The sequence below is a fragment of the Amycolatopsis nigrescens CSC17Ta-90 genome (assembly GCF_000384315.1).
GTDB classification, from domain to species: Bacteria; Actinomycetota; Actinomycetes; order Mycobacteriales; family Pseudonocardiaceae; genus Amycolatopsis; species Amycolatopsis nigrescens.
This window is the reverse complement of the sequence record NZ_ARVW01000001.1, coordinates 7,956,122-7,974,311: the sequence shown is the minus strand read 5'-3', so window position 1 is coordinate 7,974,311 and position 18,190 is coordinate 7,956,122. Positions and strand designations below refer to the sequence as shown.

General features: G+C 69.3%; 19 protein-coding genes. 12 read left to right on the top strand and 7 right to left on the bottom strand.

The annotated features are described in order from the left end of the window. Nucleotides 1-3 precede the first annotated feature (3 nt). A complete protein-coding gene (locus AMYNI_RS0137695) occupies nt 4-645 on the bottom strand; it encodes a TetR/AcrR family transcriptional regulator (RefSeq protein WP_020673301.1) in 642 nt (213 codons plus the stop codon). A 59-nt stretch (nt 646-704) separates the two neighbouring features. On the opposite strand from AMYNI_RS0137695, the gene AMYNI_RS0137690 reads away from it, so the two are divergent. From AMYNI_RS0137690 to AMYNI_RS46370, 3 genes are all read left to right on the top strand, one after another. Further along, nucleotides 705-1,187 (top strand): ester cyclase, encoded by a 483-nt coding sequence (locus AMYNI_RS0137690; protein ID WP_157357651.1) that lies wholly within the window; start codon nt 705-707, stop codon nt 1,185-1,187. Then, a complete protein-coding gene (locus tag AMYNI_RS0137685; protein WP_020673299.1) occupies nt 1,184-1,678 on the top strand; it encodes a DUF3237 domain-containing protein in 495 nt (164 codons plus the stop codon). Before AMYNI_RS0137690 ends, AMYNI_RS0137685 begins: the two co-directional genes overlap by 4 nt. A gap of 111 nt (nt 1,679-1,789) precedes the next feature. Then, complete coding sequence (locus AMYNI_RS46370) at nt 1,790-2,308, top strand: DUF6228 family protein (RefSeq protein WP_020673298.1); 519 nt, start codon at nt 1,790-1,792, stop codon at nt 2,306-2,308. 34 nt (nt 2,309-2,342) lie between these two features. Here AMYNI_RS46370 and AMYNI_RS0137675 read toward each other — a convergent pair whose 3' ends face one another. Next, nucleotides 2,343-3,113 carry a sulfite exporter TauE/SafE family protein gene (locus tag AMYNI_RS0137675; protein WP_020673297.1) on the bottom strand — a complete coding sequence of 257 codons (771 nt, stop codon included), beginning with the start codon at nt 3,111-3,113 and terminating at the stop codon, nt 2,343-2,345. Next, complete coding sequence (locus tag AMYNI_RS0137670; protein ID WP_245574097.1) at nt 3,110-3,895, bottom strand: GntR family transcriptional regulator; 786 nt, start codon at nt 3,893-3,895, stop codon at nt 3,110-3,112. Before AMYNI_RS0137670 ends, AMYNI_RS0137675 begins: the two co-directional genes overlap by 4 nt. A 172-nt stretch (nt 3,896-4,067) precedes the next feature. Here AMYNI_RS0137670 and AMYNI_RS0137665 point away from each other — a divergent pair, with 172 nt between their 5' ends. Further along, the gene (locus AMYNI_RS0137665) at nt 4,068-4,856 is read left to right on the top strand and encodes an alpha/beta hydrolase family protein (protein WP_020673295.1); all 789 of its coding nucleotides are present in this window, start codon (nt 4,068-4,070) and stop codon (nt 4,854-4,856) included. On the opposite strand, the gene AMYNI_RS0137660 is transcribed toward AMYNI_RS0137665, so the two are convergent. Both AMYNI_RS0137660 and AMYNI_RS46365 read right to left on the bottom strand, forming a co-directional pair. Then, nucleotides 4,853-5,731 (bottom strand): SGNH/GDSL hydrolase family protein, encoded by an 879-nt coding sequence (locus tag AMYNI_RS0137660; protein ID WP_020673294.1) that lies wholly within the window; start codon nt 5,729-5,731, stop codon nt 4,853-4,855. The two genes, AMYNI_RS0137665 and AMYNI_RS0137660, sit on opposite strands and share 4 nt — an antisense overlap. Before the next feature lie 39 nt (nt 5,732-5,770). Then, nucleotides 5,771-7,282 (bottom strand): beta-N-acetylhexosaminidase, encoded by a 1,512-nt coding sequence (locus AMYNI_RS46365; protein WP_020673293.1) that lies wholly within the window; start codon nt 7,280-7,282, stop codon nt 5,771-5,773. Between the two features lie 201 nt (nt 7,283-7,483). Here AMYNI_RS46365 and AMYNI_RS0137650 point away from each other — a divergent pair, with 201 nt between their 5' ends. After that, nucleotides 7,484-8,722, top strand: a complete 1,239-nt coding sequence (locus tag AMYNI_RS0137650) for an MFS transporter (protein ID WP_040407785.1) — start codon at nt 7,484-7,486, stop codon at nt 8,720-8,722. On the opposite strand, the gene AMYNI_RS0137645 is transcribed toward AMYNI_RS0137650, so the two are convergent. Further along, the gene (locus tag AMYNI_RS0137645; protein WP_026361422.1) at nt 8,682-9,452 is read right to left on the bottom strand and encodes a LysR family substrate-binding domain-containing protein; all 771 of its coding nucleotides are present in this window, start codon (nt 9,450-9,452) and stop codon (nt 8,682-8,684) included. The genes AMYNI_RS0137650 and AMYNI_RS0137645 overlap by 41 nt on opposite strands. Nucleotides 9,453-9,510: 58 nt before the next feature. Here AMYNI_RS0137645 and AMYNI_RS0137640 point away from each other — a divergent pair, with 58 nt between their 5' ends. Together AMYNI_RS0137640 and AMYNI_RS46360 are read left to right on the top strand one after the other, a co-directional pair. Continuing rightward, nucleotides 9,511-9,903 carry a DUF5997 family protein gene (locus tag AMYNI_RS0137640; protein ID WP_020673290.1) on the top strand — a complete coding sequence of 131 codons (393 nt, stop codon included), beginning with the start codon at nt 9,511-9,513 and terminating at the stop codon, nt 9,901-9,903. A gap of 52 nt (nt 9,904-9,955) precedes the next feature. Then, nucleotides 9,956-10,429, top strand: coding sequence for a hypothetical protein (locus AMYNI_RS46360; protein WP_020673289.1), 474 nt, complete (start codon nt 9,956-9,958; stop codon nt 10,427-10,429). Between the two features lie 12 nt (nt 10,430-10,441). Here AMYNI_RS46360 and AMYNI_RS0137630 read toward each other — a convergent pair whose 3' ends face one another. Further along, entirely contained in the window at nt 10,442-11,218 is a 777-nt protein-coding gene (locus AMYNI_RS0137630; RefSeq protein ID WP_020673288.1) for a hypothetical protein, read from the bottom strand. A 239-nt stretch (nt 11,219-11,457) separates the two neighbouring features. Between AMYNI_RS0137630 and AMYNI_RS0137625 the strand changes: the two genes are divergently transcribed. The 5 genes from AMYNI_RS0137625 (at nt 11,458) to ispG (ending at nt 18,181) form a co-directional block, all read left to right on the top strand. Next, complete coding sequence (locus tag AMYNI_RS0137625; RefSeq protein WP_020673287.1) at nt 11,458-12,933, top strand: methionine--tRNA ligase; 1,476 nt, start codon at nt 11,458-11,460, stop codon at nt 12,931-12,933. Nucleotides 12,934-12,962: 29 nt separating this feature from the next. Then, the gene (locus tag AMYNI_RS0137620) at nt 12,963-14,096 is read left to right on the top strand and encodes an acyl-CoA dehydrogenase family protein (RefSeq protein WP_040406217.1); all 1,134 of its coding nucleotides are present in this window, start codon (nt 12,963-12,965) and stop codon (nt 14,094-14,096) included. An 89-nt stretch (nt 14,097-14,185) separates the two neighbouring features. Then, nucleotides 14,186-15,184: a 4-hydroxy-3-methylbut-2-enyl diphosphate reductase gene (locus AMYNI_RS0137615; RefSeq protein ID WP_020673285.1), complete on the top strand. Its 999-nt coding sequence runs from the start codon at nt 14,186-14,188 to the stop codon at nt 15,182-15,184. A 13-nt stretch (nt 15,185-15,197) separates the two neighbouring features. Beyond that, a complete protein-coding gene (locus AMYNI_RS0137610; protein WP_020673284.1) occupies nt 15,198-17,006 on the top strand; it encodes a 1-deoxy-D-xylulose-5-phosphate synthase in 1,809 nt (602 codons plus the stop codon). After that, nucleotides 17,003-18,181, top strand: coding sequence for a flavodoxin-dependent (E)-4-hydroxy-3-methylbut-2-enyl-diphosphate synthase (gene ispG / locus AMYNI_RS0137605; protein ID WP_026361421.1), 1,179 nt, complete (start codon nt 17,003-17,005; stop codon nt 18,179-18,181). The genes AMYNI_RS0137610 and ispG overlap by 4 nt, the downstream gene beginning before the upstream one ends. The last annotated feature ends 9 nt before the right edge of the window (nt 18,182-18,190 follow it).

The window sequence follows — 18,190 nt, the reverse complement described above, 5'->3', positions numbered from 1 at the left end:
GGGTCAGCGTGGAGGTACCAGGAAGCTTTCGAGCACCCGGCGGACCTTGTCCCCAGCCTCCCTGTCGCCGCACCGCAAAGCGATGTTCGCGGCGACGAGCACCGCATCGAGCTGGAAAGCCGCGAGCTCGGTGTCCAGGTCGGCGACCTCCCCGGCATCGGCCGCGTGGCGGAGTTCCGTGGCGATGAAGCCGCGCCAGTCCCGCTGCTGACGAAGGAGCGCGTCGCGAACCGGTCCCGGTTTGCTGTCAAAGTCGGCGAGGTTCGCCGCCCAGAAGCAACCGCCCGGGAACAACGGCTCCTCCGCATAACCGATCCACTGGTCGATCAACGCACGCAGCCGCGCCGCACCGCGAGGCACGGCCAGCGCGGGGCGGATGACGGCGTCGGTGAACGCGTCGCGCGCGGACCCGGCCGCGGCGACCTGCAAGCTCTCCTTGGTCCCGAAGAGAGTCTGCACTCCGCTCTTGCTGAGCCCGAGATCGGTGGCCAGGCGGCCGAAACTGAGCCCGCTGAGTCCTTCCAGCGAGGCCACGTCGACGGCATGGCGCTCGATCGCCCGTCTGGAACGCGCGCCGCGCAGCAGCCGCCCGTCCGAGACCGCCGCGTCCGTTTCACTGCCTGACCCTCGCACGAGTTCGCTCATCGGACGAGATCCTGCCACAACCCCTTGCCTAAACGTACGGTCGTACGTACGTTTAGTTTGTGCATGACCAACGAATGTTCGAGCTGGCGCAGGCGCTGGCCATCGCGAAGAGCCGACAAGACGTGCCCACCGCGATGAGGCTCTTCCATCAGGACATGGTGCTCGAAGCGCCGGCACTCGGCACCAGCGCACGGGGCCCGGCCGAGAACGAGCGGGCGCTGACCCGGTTCTTCCGGTCGTTTCCGGACTACCACGTCGTTCTGCAAGGTCACGCCGGCAACACCGACACCCTGGTCTGCTGGGGTACCGCGCGGATGACCATGACCGGCGACCGGTTCGGCGTGATCCCCAACGGCAGGCGCGCCGAACTGCCGGTGTTCATCCAGTTCGCCTTCCGGGACGAGCTGATCTCCCACGAGCGGTTTTTCTTCGACCTGTCAACGCTCTGCGCCCAATCGGGCGTCTCGACGGACGCGGTCCGACGGACCGTATTCCCGACCGTCCCACCTCACTCCTCACCGACCGAAGGCGATGATCGATGACCACGGATTCCCGGGTGAAGACCCTCGGCGAGATCAGCACCGAGCATCTGTTCGACCTGATCGTCGACCTGAACCCACGGCTGGACATCGGCAGCGGCCCGCTCGGCCGGCGGGTGCTGTTCGGTGCCGCCGGCGGAACCTTCGAAGGCCCGGAACTACGCGGCGAAGTACTGCCGGGTGGCGGCGACTGGGCTTTGTTCCGTCCGGACGGAACGATGATGCTGGACGTACGGTTGACCCTGCGCACGCACGACAACGCCCTCCTGCACCTGGCCTACGGCGGCCGTTGGACCACCCCGCCCGAACTGCGGGCCGATCTGGCCGATCCCGTCAAGAGAGTCCAGATCGACCCCGGCCGCTACTACTTCCGGACGAACCCCCTCTTCGAGACGGGGGCCGAGCGCTACGCGTGGCTGAACGACGTCGTCTGCGTGGGATCCGGGTACCTGGTCGAAGGGGGGATCGCCTACAAGGTTTCCCGGGTCGTTTGAACCGAGCCCGCTGAAGGCAGAAAGGTCCGCCTTCAAGGATAAGCTGCGCGCGGAGACGAGACGCCATCCTGATCCGGCTCCGACGGACGCAGACGGAGATCGCTGAGGACCATGCCCTACGACCGGAGTGCGAGCGGCCTGTGCCGGTACGACCCGGACGCCGATGCGGATTCGAGCGTCCTGCTGCGCGGGCAGGACGGGGGCTATCTTCGTTTCTATAACCGGCGACGCCCGGACCACCACGTCATCCGCAACTGCGTCGAAGGCGGCGCGCCAGGTATGCGCGCCGAACTGCACGACGTCACGGCATACCCGGACTGGCACGTCGCCCTCTTCCTCGACGAGCTGGCCTCGGACTTCAGGGGCTGGGACGGTACACGTTCCTGGCACAGCCCCAACCGAGACCTGCGCGTGCAAGCGATCCACCACGCGCGCGGGCATGTGCGGCTGACGTGGACACTCGAGCCGTGGCGGCATTCCGTCGCCGGATACTGGACCGCGACCACCATCACCGACTGCGAAGCCGGAGCGGAGCTGGGCAGGCTGGCCGCGACTCTGCATCGCTTCCTCGCCCCCGCAAGCCCGCCAAACGCGGAAGACGCCGATCGGTACCTCTGCAGCGACCGCTGACCAGGCAGCACACCAGCTGAGGAGGACCCGGGCCTCAGCCGTGCAGGGCGAGGTAGGGGGCCAGTGCGAACAGGGTGAAGATCAGCGCGTACTTCAGGCTACGGGTGGGCAGGGCGTGCGCGATCTTCCAGCCCAGCAGCACGCCGGCCAGTTCGGGGATACCGACCAGCGCGGCCAGCGGCCAGTCGATCGCGCCGTTGGCGAGGTAGCCCAGCGTCCCCACGGTGGCGATCACGATGGACTGGGCCTGTGCCGAGGCGAGCGACTCCAGCACCGGGACGCCGAGGGCGACCAGCAGCGGCACCGTGAGCATCGGTCCGCCGATGCCCACGATGCCCGCCGCCATCGCGACCGCGAAACCAAGCCCGGCCACCAGTGGTGCGGACGGGTGCGCTCGTGTCGCCGCGGCGTGACGACGCTCGCGGTACAGCACCAGCGCCCCCGCCACGGCCACGAAAATCCCCAGCACCAGCCCGAAAACCCGGCCGGAAACCACGGTGTTGACCAGCACTCCGGCCGGTGTGCCGAGCACCGCGGTGCCGGCAAGGATCAGCGCCGTGCGCCGGGTCTCGGGCTCGCGCAACTGGCCGGAGCGGGTGTAGGCGGCGGTGGCCAGCACGCCGGTGGCGACGTGGGTGACGATGGCGGTGCCGGCTATCTCGGCGGGCGAAAGGCCGGTCAGCGTGAACAGCCCGATCGTGGGCAGTATCCCGCCAGGCCCCAGTGCAGTGATGCCGATCCCGCCGACGAGCCCGAACAGCGCCAGCATGACCACTACCGGCACGGTCAGCCCGGCGGCCGTCACCACGGCTGCCCGCCGCGATGCAGGACGGCGTGCAGGGCCATCCGGTCCGCGCGGATGCGGATCGACTCCACGTCCACCGGGCGCCCGTCGGACAGCCGGGTAAGCCGCTCCAGGGCGAAAACCGCCGCACCGGCCGGAATCCGCAACAGCTCGGCGGTGTCCGGATCGGCGGTGACCGCGTGGATCGCCACCTCGGCGCGCCCGAGCAGGCAACCGGTGGTCTCCTCGATCAGGGTGAAGACATCCCGGCCCGCCAGGTCGCCGGCCAGCACACCGCGGCCGGCGTCCGCGGTGAGATAGCTGGAATCCAGCGACAACGGCAGGCCGTCCAGCCAGCGCAGCCGTTCCAGATGCACGCCGCCGGAGCCGGCGGGCACCGCCAGTCGCTCGGCGATCGCGGCCGGCAGCTCGGCCACGGTCTCGGCCAGCCGCACCTCGTTGGTCACGGTGCCGTACCCGGTCAGCGTCTCGGCGAGTCCGGCCAGCCGGTCCAGGCCGTGCCCGTACTTCGGCAGCACGACCGTGGTGCCCACCCCGCGTCGCCGGGTGATCAGTCCTTCCTGCCGCAGCAGGGCCAGCGCCTCGCGGACCGCGTTGCGAGAGGCGCCGAACCGGCTGCCAAGACCGCGCTCGTCGGGCAGCACGCCGTCGGCGAACCGGCCGGTGATGATCTGGTGCCGCAGCGCATCGGCCAGTTGCCGCGCCCGCTCCGCCCGCGGTCGCGACGAGACCCAGCCGGCGGGGATCTTCCTGCTACTGGAGGCGTCAACGGGGTCGTCCACGACGGCCACGCTATCCGCCAACTGTTACGCCGGAGTTACGCCACCAAAGCTGACCTGCACAAACTCCTGACCAGCCGAGTTGTCGCCACTTCGCGACGCTCCGCCACCCCTCGCGCTTTCGCCGGTGGCGTAACCAGCTCCCGGCACGTGGCCGCGGACCTACTATCGCCGCATGCACTCACCGATTGCGGGCACGGCGGCCGGCGTGCCGTTCACCGCACTGCCGCCGTCCGGCGACGGCCCCGCGCCACTGATCGTCACCTGGCACATGCTGGACGCGCCGAGGTCGGACGCCGCGTTCGCCGCCGCGTTGCCGCTGAACGAGCTGCCCGCGTGGCGGGTGCACCTCGGCATGCCGATGTGCGGGGCGCGGATGGTCGACGGCAGCATGGACGCCGGCTTGGCCCTGCTCCAGCAGGACCCCCTGATGTCGGTGCTGTATCCGTTCGTCCGACAGGCGACCGAGGAGTTCCCGGCCGCGCTGGCGTCGATCCGCGCGCAACTGCCGGTCGATGACGGTCCGATCGGCGTGCTGGGCGGCTCGCTGGGCGGGGCGGTCGCGTTGCGGGTCCTCGCCGACACCGACATCCCGGTCTTCGCCGGCGCCATCGTGAACGGCGCCATCCGGCTGCGGTCCGTCGTCGACCTGTTCCCTGGCGACTACCCGTATGACGCCGAGTCCGAAAAAGCCGTCGACAGCCTGGACTTCGTCGCCAAGGCGGACGCCATCGCCGGCCGCGCGCCACTGCTGGTCGTCAGCGGCGAGCTGGATCACCCTGCCCTGCGCACCGACGCGTTCGACCTCGTCGACGCGTTGGGGGAACGGGCCGAACTGCTGTCGATCCCCGGACTGGCGCACCCGCTCGCCGACGAGCCTGGCATCGAACCGGCGCCGCAACTGCCACTGGCACGCGAGGTGGACGCCGGGCTGACCACGTGGTTCCGGCGCCGACTTGGCTAGCGCGTGCCGCCCAGCCGCTCGGCGAGCCGTTCCCCGAGGTTGCGCTGGCCGAGTGCGTTCGGATGGAAGGGCGTGGTCGGCGCGGCTGGTACAACCGGCTCCACCCAGCGGGTGCCGGGCGCCTGGCACATGTCGTGGCCGGTGATCGGCATCGGATCGAACGCGCTCACGTTGCCGCCCGCGTTGCCGGCCAGCACGTCGACCAGCGCCTGCTGCAGGCTGGTCGCGTACGGCACGTCCCCCTGCGCGAGCGGGACGGCCGGCCAGCAGCCCGTCGCCTCCGGCAGCCAGCGCAGGTAACCGACCAGCAGGACCCGCGCGTCCGGCGAGCGCTCCTTGATACCCCGCACCACGGCGGCCACCCGGGGCGCGACCTCTTGTTCGATCTTCCGGCGGACCTTGTCACTGCCATCGGGATTGCGGTTGGCCCGTTCGCACGGGTTGCCGAGCGGGTCGGTGACGCTGAGCAGCCCGCACTGGCCGATAACGCTCTCGAAACCGAGGTCGTTGCCCCCGATGGTGAGCGTGACCAGGTCGGTTTCCGGTCGCAGGGCGTCGAACTGGGCCGGATTGGTGCCCAGGGTGGGAGTCCGCTGCGGCTCGGTCATATGCGCCGTGGTGGCGCTGCCGCAGCTGACGTCGGTAAGCCGCTCCACCCCGAGCTTCGCGGCGAGTACGTGCGGGTAGTTGTCGGCGGAGCGGAAGCAGCCGACCTTGTCCTCCACGGTCAGCAGGGAGGCGATCGAGGCGTAGGAGTCACCCAGTGCCACGTAGTCGCGATAGCGGGGCGCCGCCGACGCCGAGCCGGCCACAGCGGGCAAGCAGCCGACGGCCGAGCACAGCGCGAGGGCGGAGACGATCGTCTTACGTCGCATTTGGACCTCGATTTCCTTTGCAGGGCAAGGGATGTCCGGTTATGCCGGAGCTTCGCCGACCGCCTTGATCACCGGCGCGAACAGCAGGTACAGCGGCGGGCCCGATGAACGCCAGGTGTGCTGCGCCATCACCCGCAGCTTGTCGTGGATCGCGTCGGCGAGCTGCCGCTCGGTCTTGGTGCTCTCGTCGCACCAGAGCTTCAGTTTCGAGCCCAGGTTGGACCGGTCCTCCATCTCGGACAGCCGGGAGCCGTCCACGAAAATGGTGGGATCCCAGGTGTCGTACATGATCGGCGCGGGCACGTTGAACGGCGACGCCCAGCCGCCCGCCGTGTGGTGCGTCGGCGTGAAGGAACCGTTCTGCACCCGGTAGCCCATGGCGATCAGCTGCTTTCCGCTGTACGCCGGGCCGAACCACGGCGGCGGCCCGCTCATCGACCAGTGTTCGATGATGATGTCGGTGGCCACCGGCACGGTTGCCCCACCCGGCTTGAGCCCGTCGTTGTGCGCGCGGGCCGTCTTGCCAGAAGCCTTGACCAGTTCGTTGGCCCAGTTGAAATACCCGTGGTAGGCGTCCTTGCCGGTGGCCGTCGCTCCGAACCGCTGCTTCGCGTAGGTCTCCAGTTGCGGATAGTCGGCGTAGTCGGTGACGTACTCGTCGGCGCCGATGTGCCAGAACCGGCTGGGGAACAGCGGCAGGAACTCGGTGATCAGGTCTTCCATCAACCGCCATGCGCCGGGTTGGGACAGGTCGATGTTGCTGTCGCTGACCGCCCCGGTCCGGCTGACCAGCTTCAGGTCCGGGTGCGCGGCGAGAATCGGGTCCAGGTGCCCGGGAAAGTCCAGTTCCGGAATCACGTCCACCTGGTATGCGGCCGCGTAGTCGATCAGGTCGCGGATCTCCTGCTTGGTGTAGTGCTGCGCCGAGGTGACCTCGGGATGGGTGTCGCTGCGCAACCGGAACCCGTTGACGTCGTTCAGATGCAGGTACAGCTGGTTCATCTTCAGGTAGGACAGCTCGCGGACGCGCTGCCGCAGCCAGTCGAGCGAGAAGTACTGCCGACCTGCGTCCACCATCAGCCCGCGTTCGGGATAGCGCGGCCAGTCGCGCGCGATACCGCCGGGCACGGCGAGGTTCTGCCGGAGCAGTTGCAGCACCGACCTGGTACCGAGGAACACGCCGCTGTTCGTGTTGCCCAGCACCGAAATCGCCGGTGCGACGGTCAGCAGGTAGCCCTCGGGGCCGCCGTCGGCGGTGCCGAGCCGCAGCTCGATGTCGCCGGGTTCCGCCTTGGCCCCGAACACGACGTCCACCGGAACGCCGGTCAGCGAGCGGAGGTCCTCGGCGAAGGTGCGCGCCGTGCCCGCCAGTTCGGTACTGGCCACCACCCGGGAGCCGGAGCCGAACAGGTACCCGTCGCCGCCCGCGGTCCACTCGCGCAGCGCGGGGATGGTCTGCGGAGTGGACGACGACGCATATCCCGGAACGGCGGCGAGTCCGGCGGCGATCGAAAGACCGACCGTGGCCAGTGTGGTGATGAGCCTTCGCATGCCGCGCTCCCGCCTGTGTAGCGATGCGTTTTCCTGCTCAATCGGTGCACTCAGTGTGCAAGAAGATTCACTGCGACGCAAGAGTCCTCTTGCAGTATCTCCCGTTCCACAACCCGTCGTTGTGGCTCGCCGCGAGTCGGTTGTTTGACCGGCCGTCCGCTGCCCGCTTTGATCTCGCTGGTCGGCGTGAGGGGGCTGGGCGTGGCGGGCAGGCGGTCGCTCGGGCGGCAGTTCGGCTGGTTGTGGGCGGGGTATGCGGTCAGCACGTTCGGCACCCGGCTCGCGTTCGACGCGTTCCCGCTGGTCGCGATCCTCGTGCTGCACGCCGGGCCGACCGAGGTGTCGGCACTGGCGGCCACCGGCCTTGCCGTCGGGGCCGTGGTCGCGGTGCCGCTCGGTCCGTGGCTGGAGTTCCGCCGGAAACGACCGGTGATGATCACGATGGACCTGATCCGGTTCGCTGCGCTGCTGACCGTCCCCGCCGCGTTCGCACTCGGCCTGCTCGGCTTCGGGCAGCTCCTGATCGTGTCGGTGCTCGTGGCGGCGGCCGACATCACCTTCCAGGCGGCCAGCGGCGCCTGCCTGAAAGCGCTGGTGCGACCGGAAGACCTGCTCATCGCGAACGGACGGTTCGAGTCGACGGCGTGGACCGCCACCGCACTCGGCCCGCCGCTCGGCGGGGCCGCGATCGGCCTGTTCGGCCCGGCGGCGACCGTGGTAGCCGACGCGATCAGCTATCTGCTCTCGGCAGTGGGCATCCGCGCGATCGGCAAGAAGGAGCCACGCCCCGCGCGGACCGGCGCACCGCGGCTGCGGGCACGCGACCTGCTCGAAGGCTGGCGGTACATCCTGACCCACGCCACGCTGCGCCCGCTGTTCCTCAACACGATCCTGGTCAGCAGCCTGATCATGGCGACCTCGCCGGTGCTCGCCGTGCTCATGCTCGGCCCCCTCGGTTTCGCGCCGTGGCAGTACGGCCTCGCGTTCGCCGCGCCCTGCGTCGGCGGCCTCATCGGCGCACGACTGTCCCGCCGGCTGGTCACGCGGTTCGGACGGCATCAGGTCATGCTCACCGCCGGGGCGCTGCGCGCGTGCTGGCTGCTCGGGCTGGCCTTCGTCCACCCCGGCACCAGCGGGCTGATCCTCGTCATGGTCGTCGAGCTGGGACTGATCACCTGCATGGGCGTGTTCAACCCGGTGTTCGCCAGCTATCGGCTCGAGCAGCTCCCGCCGGACCGCGTGGTGCGCACCCTGTCCGCCTGGTCGATCACCAGCAAGCTCACCGTGGCCGCGATGACCGCCTTGTGGGGACCGTTGGCCGCACTCACCAGCACCCGCACCGCGATCGCGATCGCCGGGCTGCTCAGCCTGGCAACCCCGCTGCTGCTCCCCCGGCGCGCTAGGACCGGCGGCGAGGTTTCCCCCGTTTGCCACCTCTAGGGGCGCCGGAACCCCGCTGCCTGCCCCGGCCGGCCGCGGGTTTCCGTCCCTCGGCCTCGGGACGTTTGCGCTTCGCCGGGGCCGGTGCTGGTGCCTGACGCCCGCGCGTGCTGTTGACGGTCCGCCCGCGAACGATCCCGATGAACTGCTCCATCAGGTCGGTGGTCTCGTCCTCCGGCCACGACAACGCCACCCGCGACTCCGGGCCGCCCGAGAGCGGCCGGTAGGTGAGGTCCTTGCGGTGGTGCAACCGCGCGAGCGACTGCGGCACGACGAGCAGACCGACGCCCGCCGCGACCAGTTCGATGGCGTCGGCCGTGGTGGCCGGGCGCTCGATCGCCGGGCGTCCCGGCAGTCGGTCCCAGCCAAGGGTGTCGTCCAGGGGATGCAGCACCACGTCGTCGGCAAGGTCCTCGGCGGACACCTCTTCGGACATCTCTTTGGACATCTCCTTGGACACAGCCACGAGGTGGTCCTTCGGCACCACGACCACGGTCGTCTCGGTGTACAGGGGTATCGCGTGCAGGCCCGTCCGGTCGGTCGGCAACCGCAGGAAGACCGCGTCGGCGCCTCCGTCCCGTACCAGGCCGGCCGCTTCGGCGGCGGGCACCTGGTGCAGGGTCAGCGGAACTTCAGGCATCCGCTCGTGCCAGATCCGCACCCACTTCGCGGGCGTCACCCCCGGGACGTACGCGAGCCTGAACGAAGGAGGTACGTCCGAGCCTGTCACGAGGCCAGATTACCGGGTGTGATCGGCGGTAGCGCACACGCCCGATACCCTTGACCGCATGACGTCGCACAAGACCACCCAGACGATGAAGCCCGCGACGGCGGCCAAGAAGCTGGGTGTGTACCTCGAAGCCACCCCCGCGGAGTTCCAAGAGGGTGTCGTCTCGCGCGACGAGCTGAACGCCCTGCAGGCCGACCCGCCCGAGTGGCTGCGGGAGCTGCGCCGCGACGGCCCGCATCCTCGACCGGTCGTCGCGGCGAAACTGGGCGTCTCCATGGGCGGCCTCGCGCGGGGTGGCATCACCGACCCGCTCACCACCGAACAGATCGACACCTTGAAAGCCGAGGGCCCCGACTGGCTGCAGCGGGAACGCGCCACCCAAGCCGAAGTCCGCAAGGAAGCAGCGCGCCTCAAGGAGAAGAGCACGGAGCCCCACCGCCCGCGTTCCTGACCTGCTTCGCGCCCTCATCGGAGTCGAGATCACCGGCAGGCCGGCCGAAGTCGTGCTGCACGAGTCGACTGGCGATCAGGTGGCGGAGAATCGTCACTTCGGTGAGCTGGACACCATCGCCAAGGTCAAGGTCCGTACCGAGCAGGCGAAATTGCGGAAGCTGCTGGCCGGCGGCGCGGAAGTCGCCGAGTGCGCGCTCTGCGGCGACCGGTACCCGTTGAGGTTCCTGGTCGCCGCGCATATCAAGAAACGTGCGGTTTGCACGGACGAGGAACGACGGCAGCTGCATCACATCGCCATGCTCGCGTGCAGCTTCGGCTGCGACGCGCTGTACGAGTCGGGCTGGATCACGGTTGACCAGCACGGCAACTTACAGGTGCCGGCCAGGGACAGCCTCCCGGAAGGCAACCTGCGAGATCGGCTGTCGCACCTGCGAGGCCGCGGCTGCACTGCGCACAGCGCTGCCTCCGAGCCCTATTTCGCCTGGCACCGAACGACCATGTTTCAAGGGCGATCGACAACCTGACGTCGCGGTGGTCTAGGCGGGGCGCAAGGCGGCGGCGACGGCTTCGAGTTCCGCCACCGGGAGCGGTGTCTCGTGGATGTTGCCCTGCACCGTGTAGACCGCGATCCGCAGGCCGCCCAGCACCCAGGTCAGCGCCTGCGCGCCGCCCTCGGTCAGGTGCAGCTGCCCGTCCGCACCGCCGACCCGCACCGTCGCCGTCACCGGCCACCCGAGTAGCTCCGGCCCGCCCGGTGCCGCCTGGGTGATCCGCAGCTCCGGCCGGTCCGGCGGGCCGGTGAACACCCGCGTCCACACCAGCGGCGCCTGCGGGCTCCGCGGCGGGACATCGGACTCGGTTTCGAAACTGTCCCGGGCGAAGACATAACCGGCCGGCAGATACCCCACCGCGGCCAACGTGCGGCCGTCGATGCTCGGCAGCTCACGACCGGTCGCGGTATCCACCAAGGCTCGGCCCGCCACCGGTGTCCCGACCCGCACCGTCGCCGTGCCCATCGCCGCCAGCTGGGTGCAGGGCACCAGCCGCGGCGTCTCCGCACCGGCGCCACGGGTGGCCGAGGGCGCTGCCACCAGGTGCACGGACACCGCACGCTCGCCCTCGTCCGCGGTCAGCCGGAACTCCCCGCACCCGGACCGGTCGAACTCCACGGTCACCTGCAACCCGTCCGCGCTGACCAGCGCCCGGAGCAACGGCACATCACGAGGGCGCCGCGCGGACTCCCGCGACTCCGCCGCGCACCCCGCCAAGACGGCGGCCAGCAGCAGAAGCACCGCCAGCCGAGAACCCCGCATGCCCGCCACCGAGGAGTATCAGCCCCGCCCGGCTTTCGTTACGCGCAGAAGCCACGGCGCGACCGGAAAATCCGGTGAGGTGTCGGGACGTCGCTGCTAATGTCGTGGGCATGTGTTCGTCAGCTCTGGTGATGATGCCCCGCACGCGGGGCCGCCAACGCTGAACAGATTCCGAGGCCCTGATTCGGGGCCTCGGTGCGTACGTGGCGCGGAGCCCCGGTTTCTCCGAGGAGGTTCCGATGCCAGCACGGTTCTACGTGACGACCACGATTCCCTACGTCAACGCGCGCCCTCATCTGGGATTCGCGCTGGAGCTGGTGCAGGCCGACGTGCTCGCGCGCCACCACCGCCGGCGTGGTGACCAGGTGCGGTTCCTGACCGGCACCGATGACAATTCGCTGAAGAATGTACTTGCCGCCGAAGCCGAAGGGCTGCCGACCCAGCAGCTGGTGGACCGCAACGCCGCCGCGTTCGCGGCCTTGCGCGAGCCGCTCGGCCTCTCCTTCGACGACTTCATCCGCACCAGCCGCGACCCAAGGCACCGGCCAGGGGTGGAACGTTTCTGGCGGGCGTGCGCGGCGGCCGGGGACCTCTACCGAAAACACTACGAGGGGCTGTACTGCGTGGAGTGCGAGCAGTTCTACGCACCCGCGGAACTCACCGACGGCTACTGCGCCGAACACCGCCTGCCGCCACAGCTCGTGGCCGAGGAGAACTGGTTCTTCCGGTTGTCCCGCTACACCGGGCGACTTCACGACCTGATCACCAGTGGCCGGCTCCGGATCGAACCCGCCGCACGCCGCAACGAAGTACTCGGCTTCATCGCCGGTGGGTTGCAGGACTTCAGCATCTCGCGCTCCCGCACCCGCGCCCGCGGCTGGGGCATCCCGGTGCCTGGCGACGCCGACCAGGTCATCTACGTGTGGTGGGACGCGCTGGGCAACTACCTCACCAGCCTCGACTACGGTACCGGTGGCCAGAACTACCGGTACTGGTGGGTGCACAACGAGCGCCGCGTCCACCTGGCGGGCAAAGGAGTGCTGCGTTTCCACGCCGTCTACTGGCCGGCGATGCTGCTGTCCGCCGGTGCGCCACTGCCCACCGACATCCTCGTGCACGACTACCTCACCATCGGCGGCCGCAAGATCAGCAAATCCACCGGCAACGTCATCGACCCGGCATCGGTCGTCCGCCAGTACGGCACCGACGCGGTGCGATGGTGGCTGCTGCGCGAGGTTCCCCGCACCGGTGACGCCGATTTCACCTTCGACCGGCTCACCGCGCGCGCCAACGAAGACCTCGCCAACGGTCTCGGCAACCTGGTCCACCGGATCGTCAGCATGATCCACCGCTACCGCGACGGCCGCCCGCCCGCCACCGGTGCACCTCCTGTCGGCGCCGATCGGCTCATCGCGGCATGCCGGAACGCGCCCGAACTCGTGCACGACGCGCTGGCCGGCTTCGACTTCCGCCGCGCCACCGCCGCGGTCTGGCGCATCGTCGAAGAGGCCAACCGCTACATCGAGCAAGCCCGTCCCTGGCAGCTCGCTGGTGCCGAACTCGACGCCGTTCTCGGCGTCCTTCTCCGGGCCTGCCGCGTCCTCGCCGGAGAACTCACCCCGTTCCTTCCGGACACGGCCGCCCGAATAGCCGGCCAATGCGCCTGTCCAACCGGCGCCCTGCCGCCACCGCGACCACTTTTCTCCCGACTCTGAACGCCTTTCCGTGGAAGTGAGTTGAGCTGATGTCCTTTGTGTCCAGTGACCACCCCTTCGGCCCCGAACCGCACGAGCTGGGCTGGATCCACACCGCCACCGAACTCGCAGCCCAGTTCGCCCGTACCGCCGCCGAATTCGACGACACCGCCGAACTGCCCTTGACGAACCTGCGACGACTGCACGCGGCCGGACTGGACACCGCCACCCTGCCCACCGAACTCGGCGGCTCCTCGCTGAGCTACCGCGCCTTCGGCACCATCGTCCGGCTGCTCAGCGCCGCCTGCCCCTCGACCGCCTGCATCTGGCTCATGCACATCGGCGCCGCGGTCGGACTCGCCCAAATGTCCACACCGGACACCGCCCGCTACTACGCCGACGAACTCACCGCCGGGAAGCGGTTCGCCAACGCACTGTCCGAACCAGGCTCCGGAAACCTGTTCCTGATGCCGCAACAAACCGCCGAACCCGCCGACGGCGGCTACCGGCTCACCGGCGCCAAACGCTTCTGCTCAGGCTGCGAAATCGCCGACCACTTCCTCGTCAACGCCCTCGTCGACGGCAAACCCGCCTTCTTCGGGGTCGAACCCGACCACACCGTCACCTACGTCCCGATCTGGGACACCATGGGACTGCGCGCCAGCCGCAGCCAGCTCATCGAATTCACCGGCACCCTCCTGCGCGCCGACCGCCAAGGCATCCCAGCCACCGAACCCCGCCCCAACCACATCGCCGCCGGTCTGCCCTACCTCTCCCTCGGCATCGCCGACGCCGCACTCGCCGCACTCACCACCCACGCCCAGACCAGGACCATCCCCACCACCGGGCAAACCCTCACCGACCTGCAATGGGTCCAGTTCGGCGCCGCCGAAGCCCACCTCCAACTCGAAGCCGCCGCGGCATACACCGGCCAGATGGCCTGGCTCGCCGACCAGAACTCCCCCGAATTCCTGCCCGCCAGCATGCGCGCCAAACCACTGGCCAACGAAGCCGCCCGCGACATCGCCCAGCTCGGCGTCCGGATCGGCGGCGGCAGCGGCTACCTCCGCACCTCACCCATCCAACGCATCTTCCGCGACGCACAAGCCCCCGGCCTGATGGCCTACTCCGTCGAAGTCTGCAAGAGCCACATCGGCCGGGAAGTACTCGCCAAGGGCGGTTAGCACCGTGCCGGGTCGGCGGACGCGACAGCGGTTCTGGAAAGCGGAACCGGTCATTGAGCCGATGAGCTTTCCCTCCTTACCGTGTCGGCATGGCAACTACGAGTTCGGACGCACACCCGGAGGATGACGCCGCACGTCGCATCCTGCTGGCCGGTCCGCGGTCCTTCTGCGCGGGAGTCGAGCGAGCCATCGAGATCGTCGAACGAGCCCTGCGAGCCCGCAGCACACCGGTCTACGTCCGCAAGCAGATCGTGCACAACGCCTATGTGGTCGACGACCTCTCGCGCCGGGGCGCGATCTTCGTCGAAGAGCTGGACGAGGTACCCGACGGCGCGACGGTGGTGTTCTCCGCGCACGGGGTCTCCCCTGCCGTACGCGCGGAGGCGACCCGCCGCGGCCTCGACGTCATCGACGGAACCTGCCCGCTGGTCACCAAGGTCCATGCCAAAGCCCGTCGCTTCGCCGCCCGTGGCGACACGGTCGTGCTGATCGGCCACGCCGGGCACGAGGAGGTCGAAGGCACCCTCGGCGAGGCGCCGGATTCCATCGTCCTGGTCGAAACGCCCAAAGATGTCCAAGAGCTGTCCCTGCCCGACCCGCGGCGGGTCTCCTACCTCACCCAGACCACCCTCGCGGTCGACGAGACCGCCGAGTTCGTCGACGCGCTGCGGGTGCAGTTCCCGATGCTGCACGAATCACCGTCCGACGACATCTGCTACGCCACCACCAACCGGCAGCACGCGCTCAACGCGATCATCGAAGAGTCCGATCTCGTACTGGTGGTCGGCTCCACGAACTCCTCGAACTCGGTCCGCCTGGTCGAACTCTCCCGCCGGCAGGGCACGCCGGCCGAGCTCATCGACCGCGCGAGCGACATCCGGCCGAGCTGGCTCGACGGAGTGCGCACGATCGGCCTGACCGCCGGCGCTTCGGCCCCGCCCGCACTGGTCAACGAGGTGGTGGCCGCCCTGGGTGAACTGGGGCCGGTGTCCGTCGAGGAGCGCGAGGTCACCCGCGAGACCACCCACTTCGAGCTTCCCCCGGCCGTCCGCGGTGCCGCGGCACCACCGAGCGACCCTCCGGCCTGAACGGGATGAGGATATGACCTCCACTTTGCTCAGTCGCACCACCAGCCCGCAGCGGCTCAAGGAGTTGCACCAGGACCAGCTGCCCGCACTCGCGGCCGAGATCAGGGAGTTCCTGGTCGACACGGTCTGCCGCGCCGGCGGGCACCTCGGCCCGAACCTCGGTGTGGTCGAGCTGACCATCGCACTGCACCGGGTGTTCGACTCGCCGGCCGACCGGATCGTGTTCGACACCGGCCATCAGTCCTATGTGCACAAGATCCTCACCGGCAGGCAGGCCGCCTTCGACACGTTGCGCGCGGCGGGCGGGCTGGCCGGCTATCCGCAGCGGCGGGAGTCCCCGCACGACCACGTGGAGAACTCGCACGCTTCCACCGCACTGTCCTATGCGGACGGTCTGGCGAAGGCACAGCGGCTGCTCGGACAGGAGCACCGCCGGGTGGTCGCGGTGATCGGCGACGGCGCGCTGACCGGCGGCATGGCCTGGGAGGCGATGAACAACCTCGGCCGCGGTGACGGCAAGGTAGTGATCGCTCTCAACGACAACGGCCGCTCGTATGCCCCCACCATCGGCGGTGTGGCCGCGCATCTTTCGGCGCTGCGAGACGGTCGCCACCCCGGCTCGAACCTGTTCGAGGACCTGGGTTTCGGCTATATCGGCCCGGTGGACGGGCATGACGTCGCCGCCGTCGAGCAGGCGTGCCGCCGGGCGGCCGGGCTGAACCGGCCGGTGGTCGTGCACTGCGTCACCGAGAAGGGGCGCGGCTACCCCCACGCCGAGACCGACGAAGCCGACCGCATGCACGGCATCGGGGTCATCGATCCCGACACCGGCAAGCCGGGCACCGCCGGCTCCCCCAGCTGGACCAGCTCGTTCGGCGACGAGCTGACGAAGATCGGCGCCAGCAACCCGGAGGTGGTCGCGCTGACCGCCGCGATGTTGCGCCCGGTCGGTCTGCACCCGTTCGCCAAGCGATATCCGGACCGCGTTTTCGACGTTGGCATCGCCGAGCAGCACGCGGTCACCAGCGCGGCCGGGCTGGCCATGGGCGGCCTGCACCCGGTGGTCTGCCTGTACGCCACCTTCCTCAACCGCGCCGTGGACCAGGTCATGATGGACGTGGCGCTGCACCACCTGCCGGTCACCTTCGTGCTGGACCGGGCGGGAATCACCGGTCCCGACGGGCCAAGCCACCACGGCATGTGGGACCTCGCCCTGCTCGGCACGGTGCCGGGCATGCGCGTCGCGTCCCCACGCGACACCAAGCAGCTGGCCGCCCTGCTCGGCGAGGCGGTGTGCACAACGGACGGTCCCACCGCGCTGCGGTTCCCGAAGGCCGGCGCCGGTCCGGAGATCACCGCACTCAGCCGCATGGACGGGCTGGACATCCTCTACCGCAGCCGGTCCCTTCCGCTCGACGTGCTGATCGTCAGCACCGGCGTGCTCGCCGGCACCGCGATCCGGGCCGCCGAACTGCTTTCCGATGAAGGTGTGGGAGTGACGGTGGTCGATCCGCGCTGGCTGCTGCCCGTCAACCCGACCCTGGTCCATCTCGCCTCCCGGCATCGCCTGGTGCTCACCGTCGAGGACGGGGTGCGCACCGGCGGCGTGGGCGCGGCGCTGGCACAGGCCTGCACGGATGCCCGCGTTCCGGCGCCGGTGCACAACCTCGGGCTGCCCGGTGGCTTCCTCGACCACGGCAGCCGATCGGCGATCCTCGCCGAGCACGGCCTCACCGCGGAGTCCATCGCCGAAACCGCGCTGGCGCTCCACGACAGCTCCACGGCACCGAGCCCAGTCACCCCGGAAGGGATCACACGATGACCCAGGTCGCTCTCGGCCTCCCCACCATGCCCCCGCCCGTGCTTGCGGAGCGGCGTAAGACCCGTCAGCTGCAGGTTGGTGCGGTGGGGGTGGGTAGTGAGAGTCCGGTGTCGGTGCAGTCGATGACGACGACGTTGACGTCGGATGTGAATGCGACGTTGCAGCAGATTGCGGAGTTGACGGCGTCGGGTTGTGACATCGTGCGGGTGGCGTGTCCGAGTGCGGATGATGCGGAGGCGTTGCCGGCGATCGCGCGGAAGTCGCAGATCCCGGTGATCGCGGATATTCATTTTCAGCCGAAGTACGTGTTCGCCGCGATCGAGGCGGGGTGTGCGGCGGTGCGGGTGAACCCGGGCAACATCCGTAAGTTCGATGACCAGGTCAAGGAGATCGCGCAGGCGGCGAAGGATCATGGGACGCCGATCCGGATCGGGGTGAACGCGGGGTCGCTGGACAAGCGGTTGCTGGCCAAGCACGGTAAGGCGACCCCGGAGGCGTTGGCGGAGTCGGCGTTGTGGGAGGCGTCGCTGTTCGCCGAGCACGATTTTCATGATTTGAAGATTTCGGTGAAGCACAACGACCCGGTGGTGATGGTGCGGGCGTATGAGTTGTTGGCTGAGCAGTGTGACTATCCGCTGCATCTGGGGGTGACCGAGGCGGGTCCGGCGTTTCAGGGCACGATCAAGTCGGCGGTGGCGTTCGGTGCGTTGTTGCGGCAGGGGATCGGGGACACCATTCGGGTGTCGTTGTCCGCGCCGCCGGTGGAAGAGGTCAAGGTCGGGATCCAGATCCTGCAGTCGCTCAACCTCAAGCAGCGCAAGCTGGAGATCGTGTCCTGCCCCTCGTGTGGGCGGGCGCAGGTGGATGTGTACAAGCTGGCTGATGAGGTCACCGCCGGTTTGCAGGGCATGGAAGTGCCGCTGCGGGTCGCGGTGATGGGCTGCGTGGTCAACGGGCCCGGTGAAGCCCGCGAAGCCGACCTGGGTGTGGCCTCCGGCAACGGCAAAGGCCAGATCTTCGTCAAGGGCGAGGTCATCAAAACCGTCCCCGAACACCAGATCGTGGAAACCCTCATCGAAGAAGCCATGCGCATCGCCGAAGAAGCAGGCGACACCGCGCTCGTCGGCAGCGCCGAAGTAAGCGTGCACGGTTTCGGGGAAAGCTACCAGGGCTAGGAGACTGCG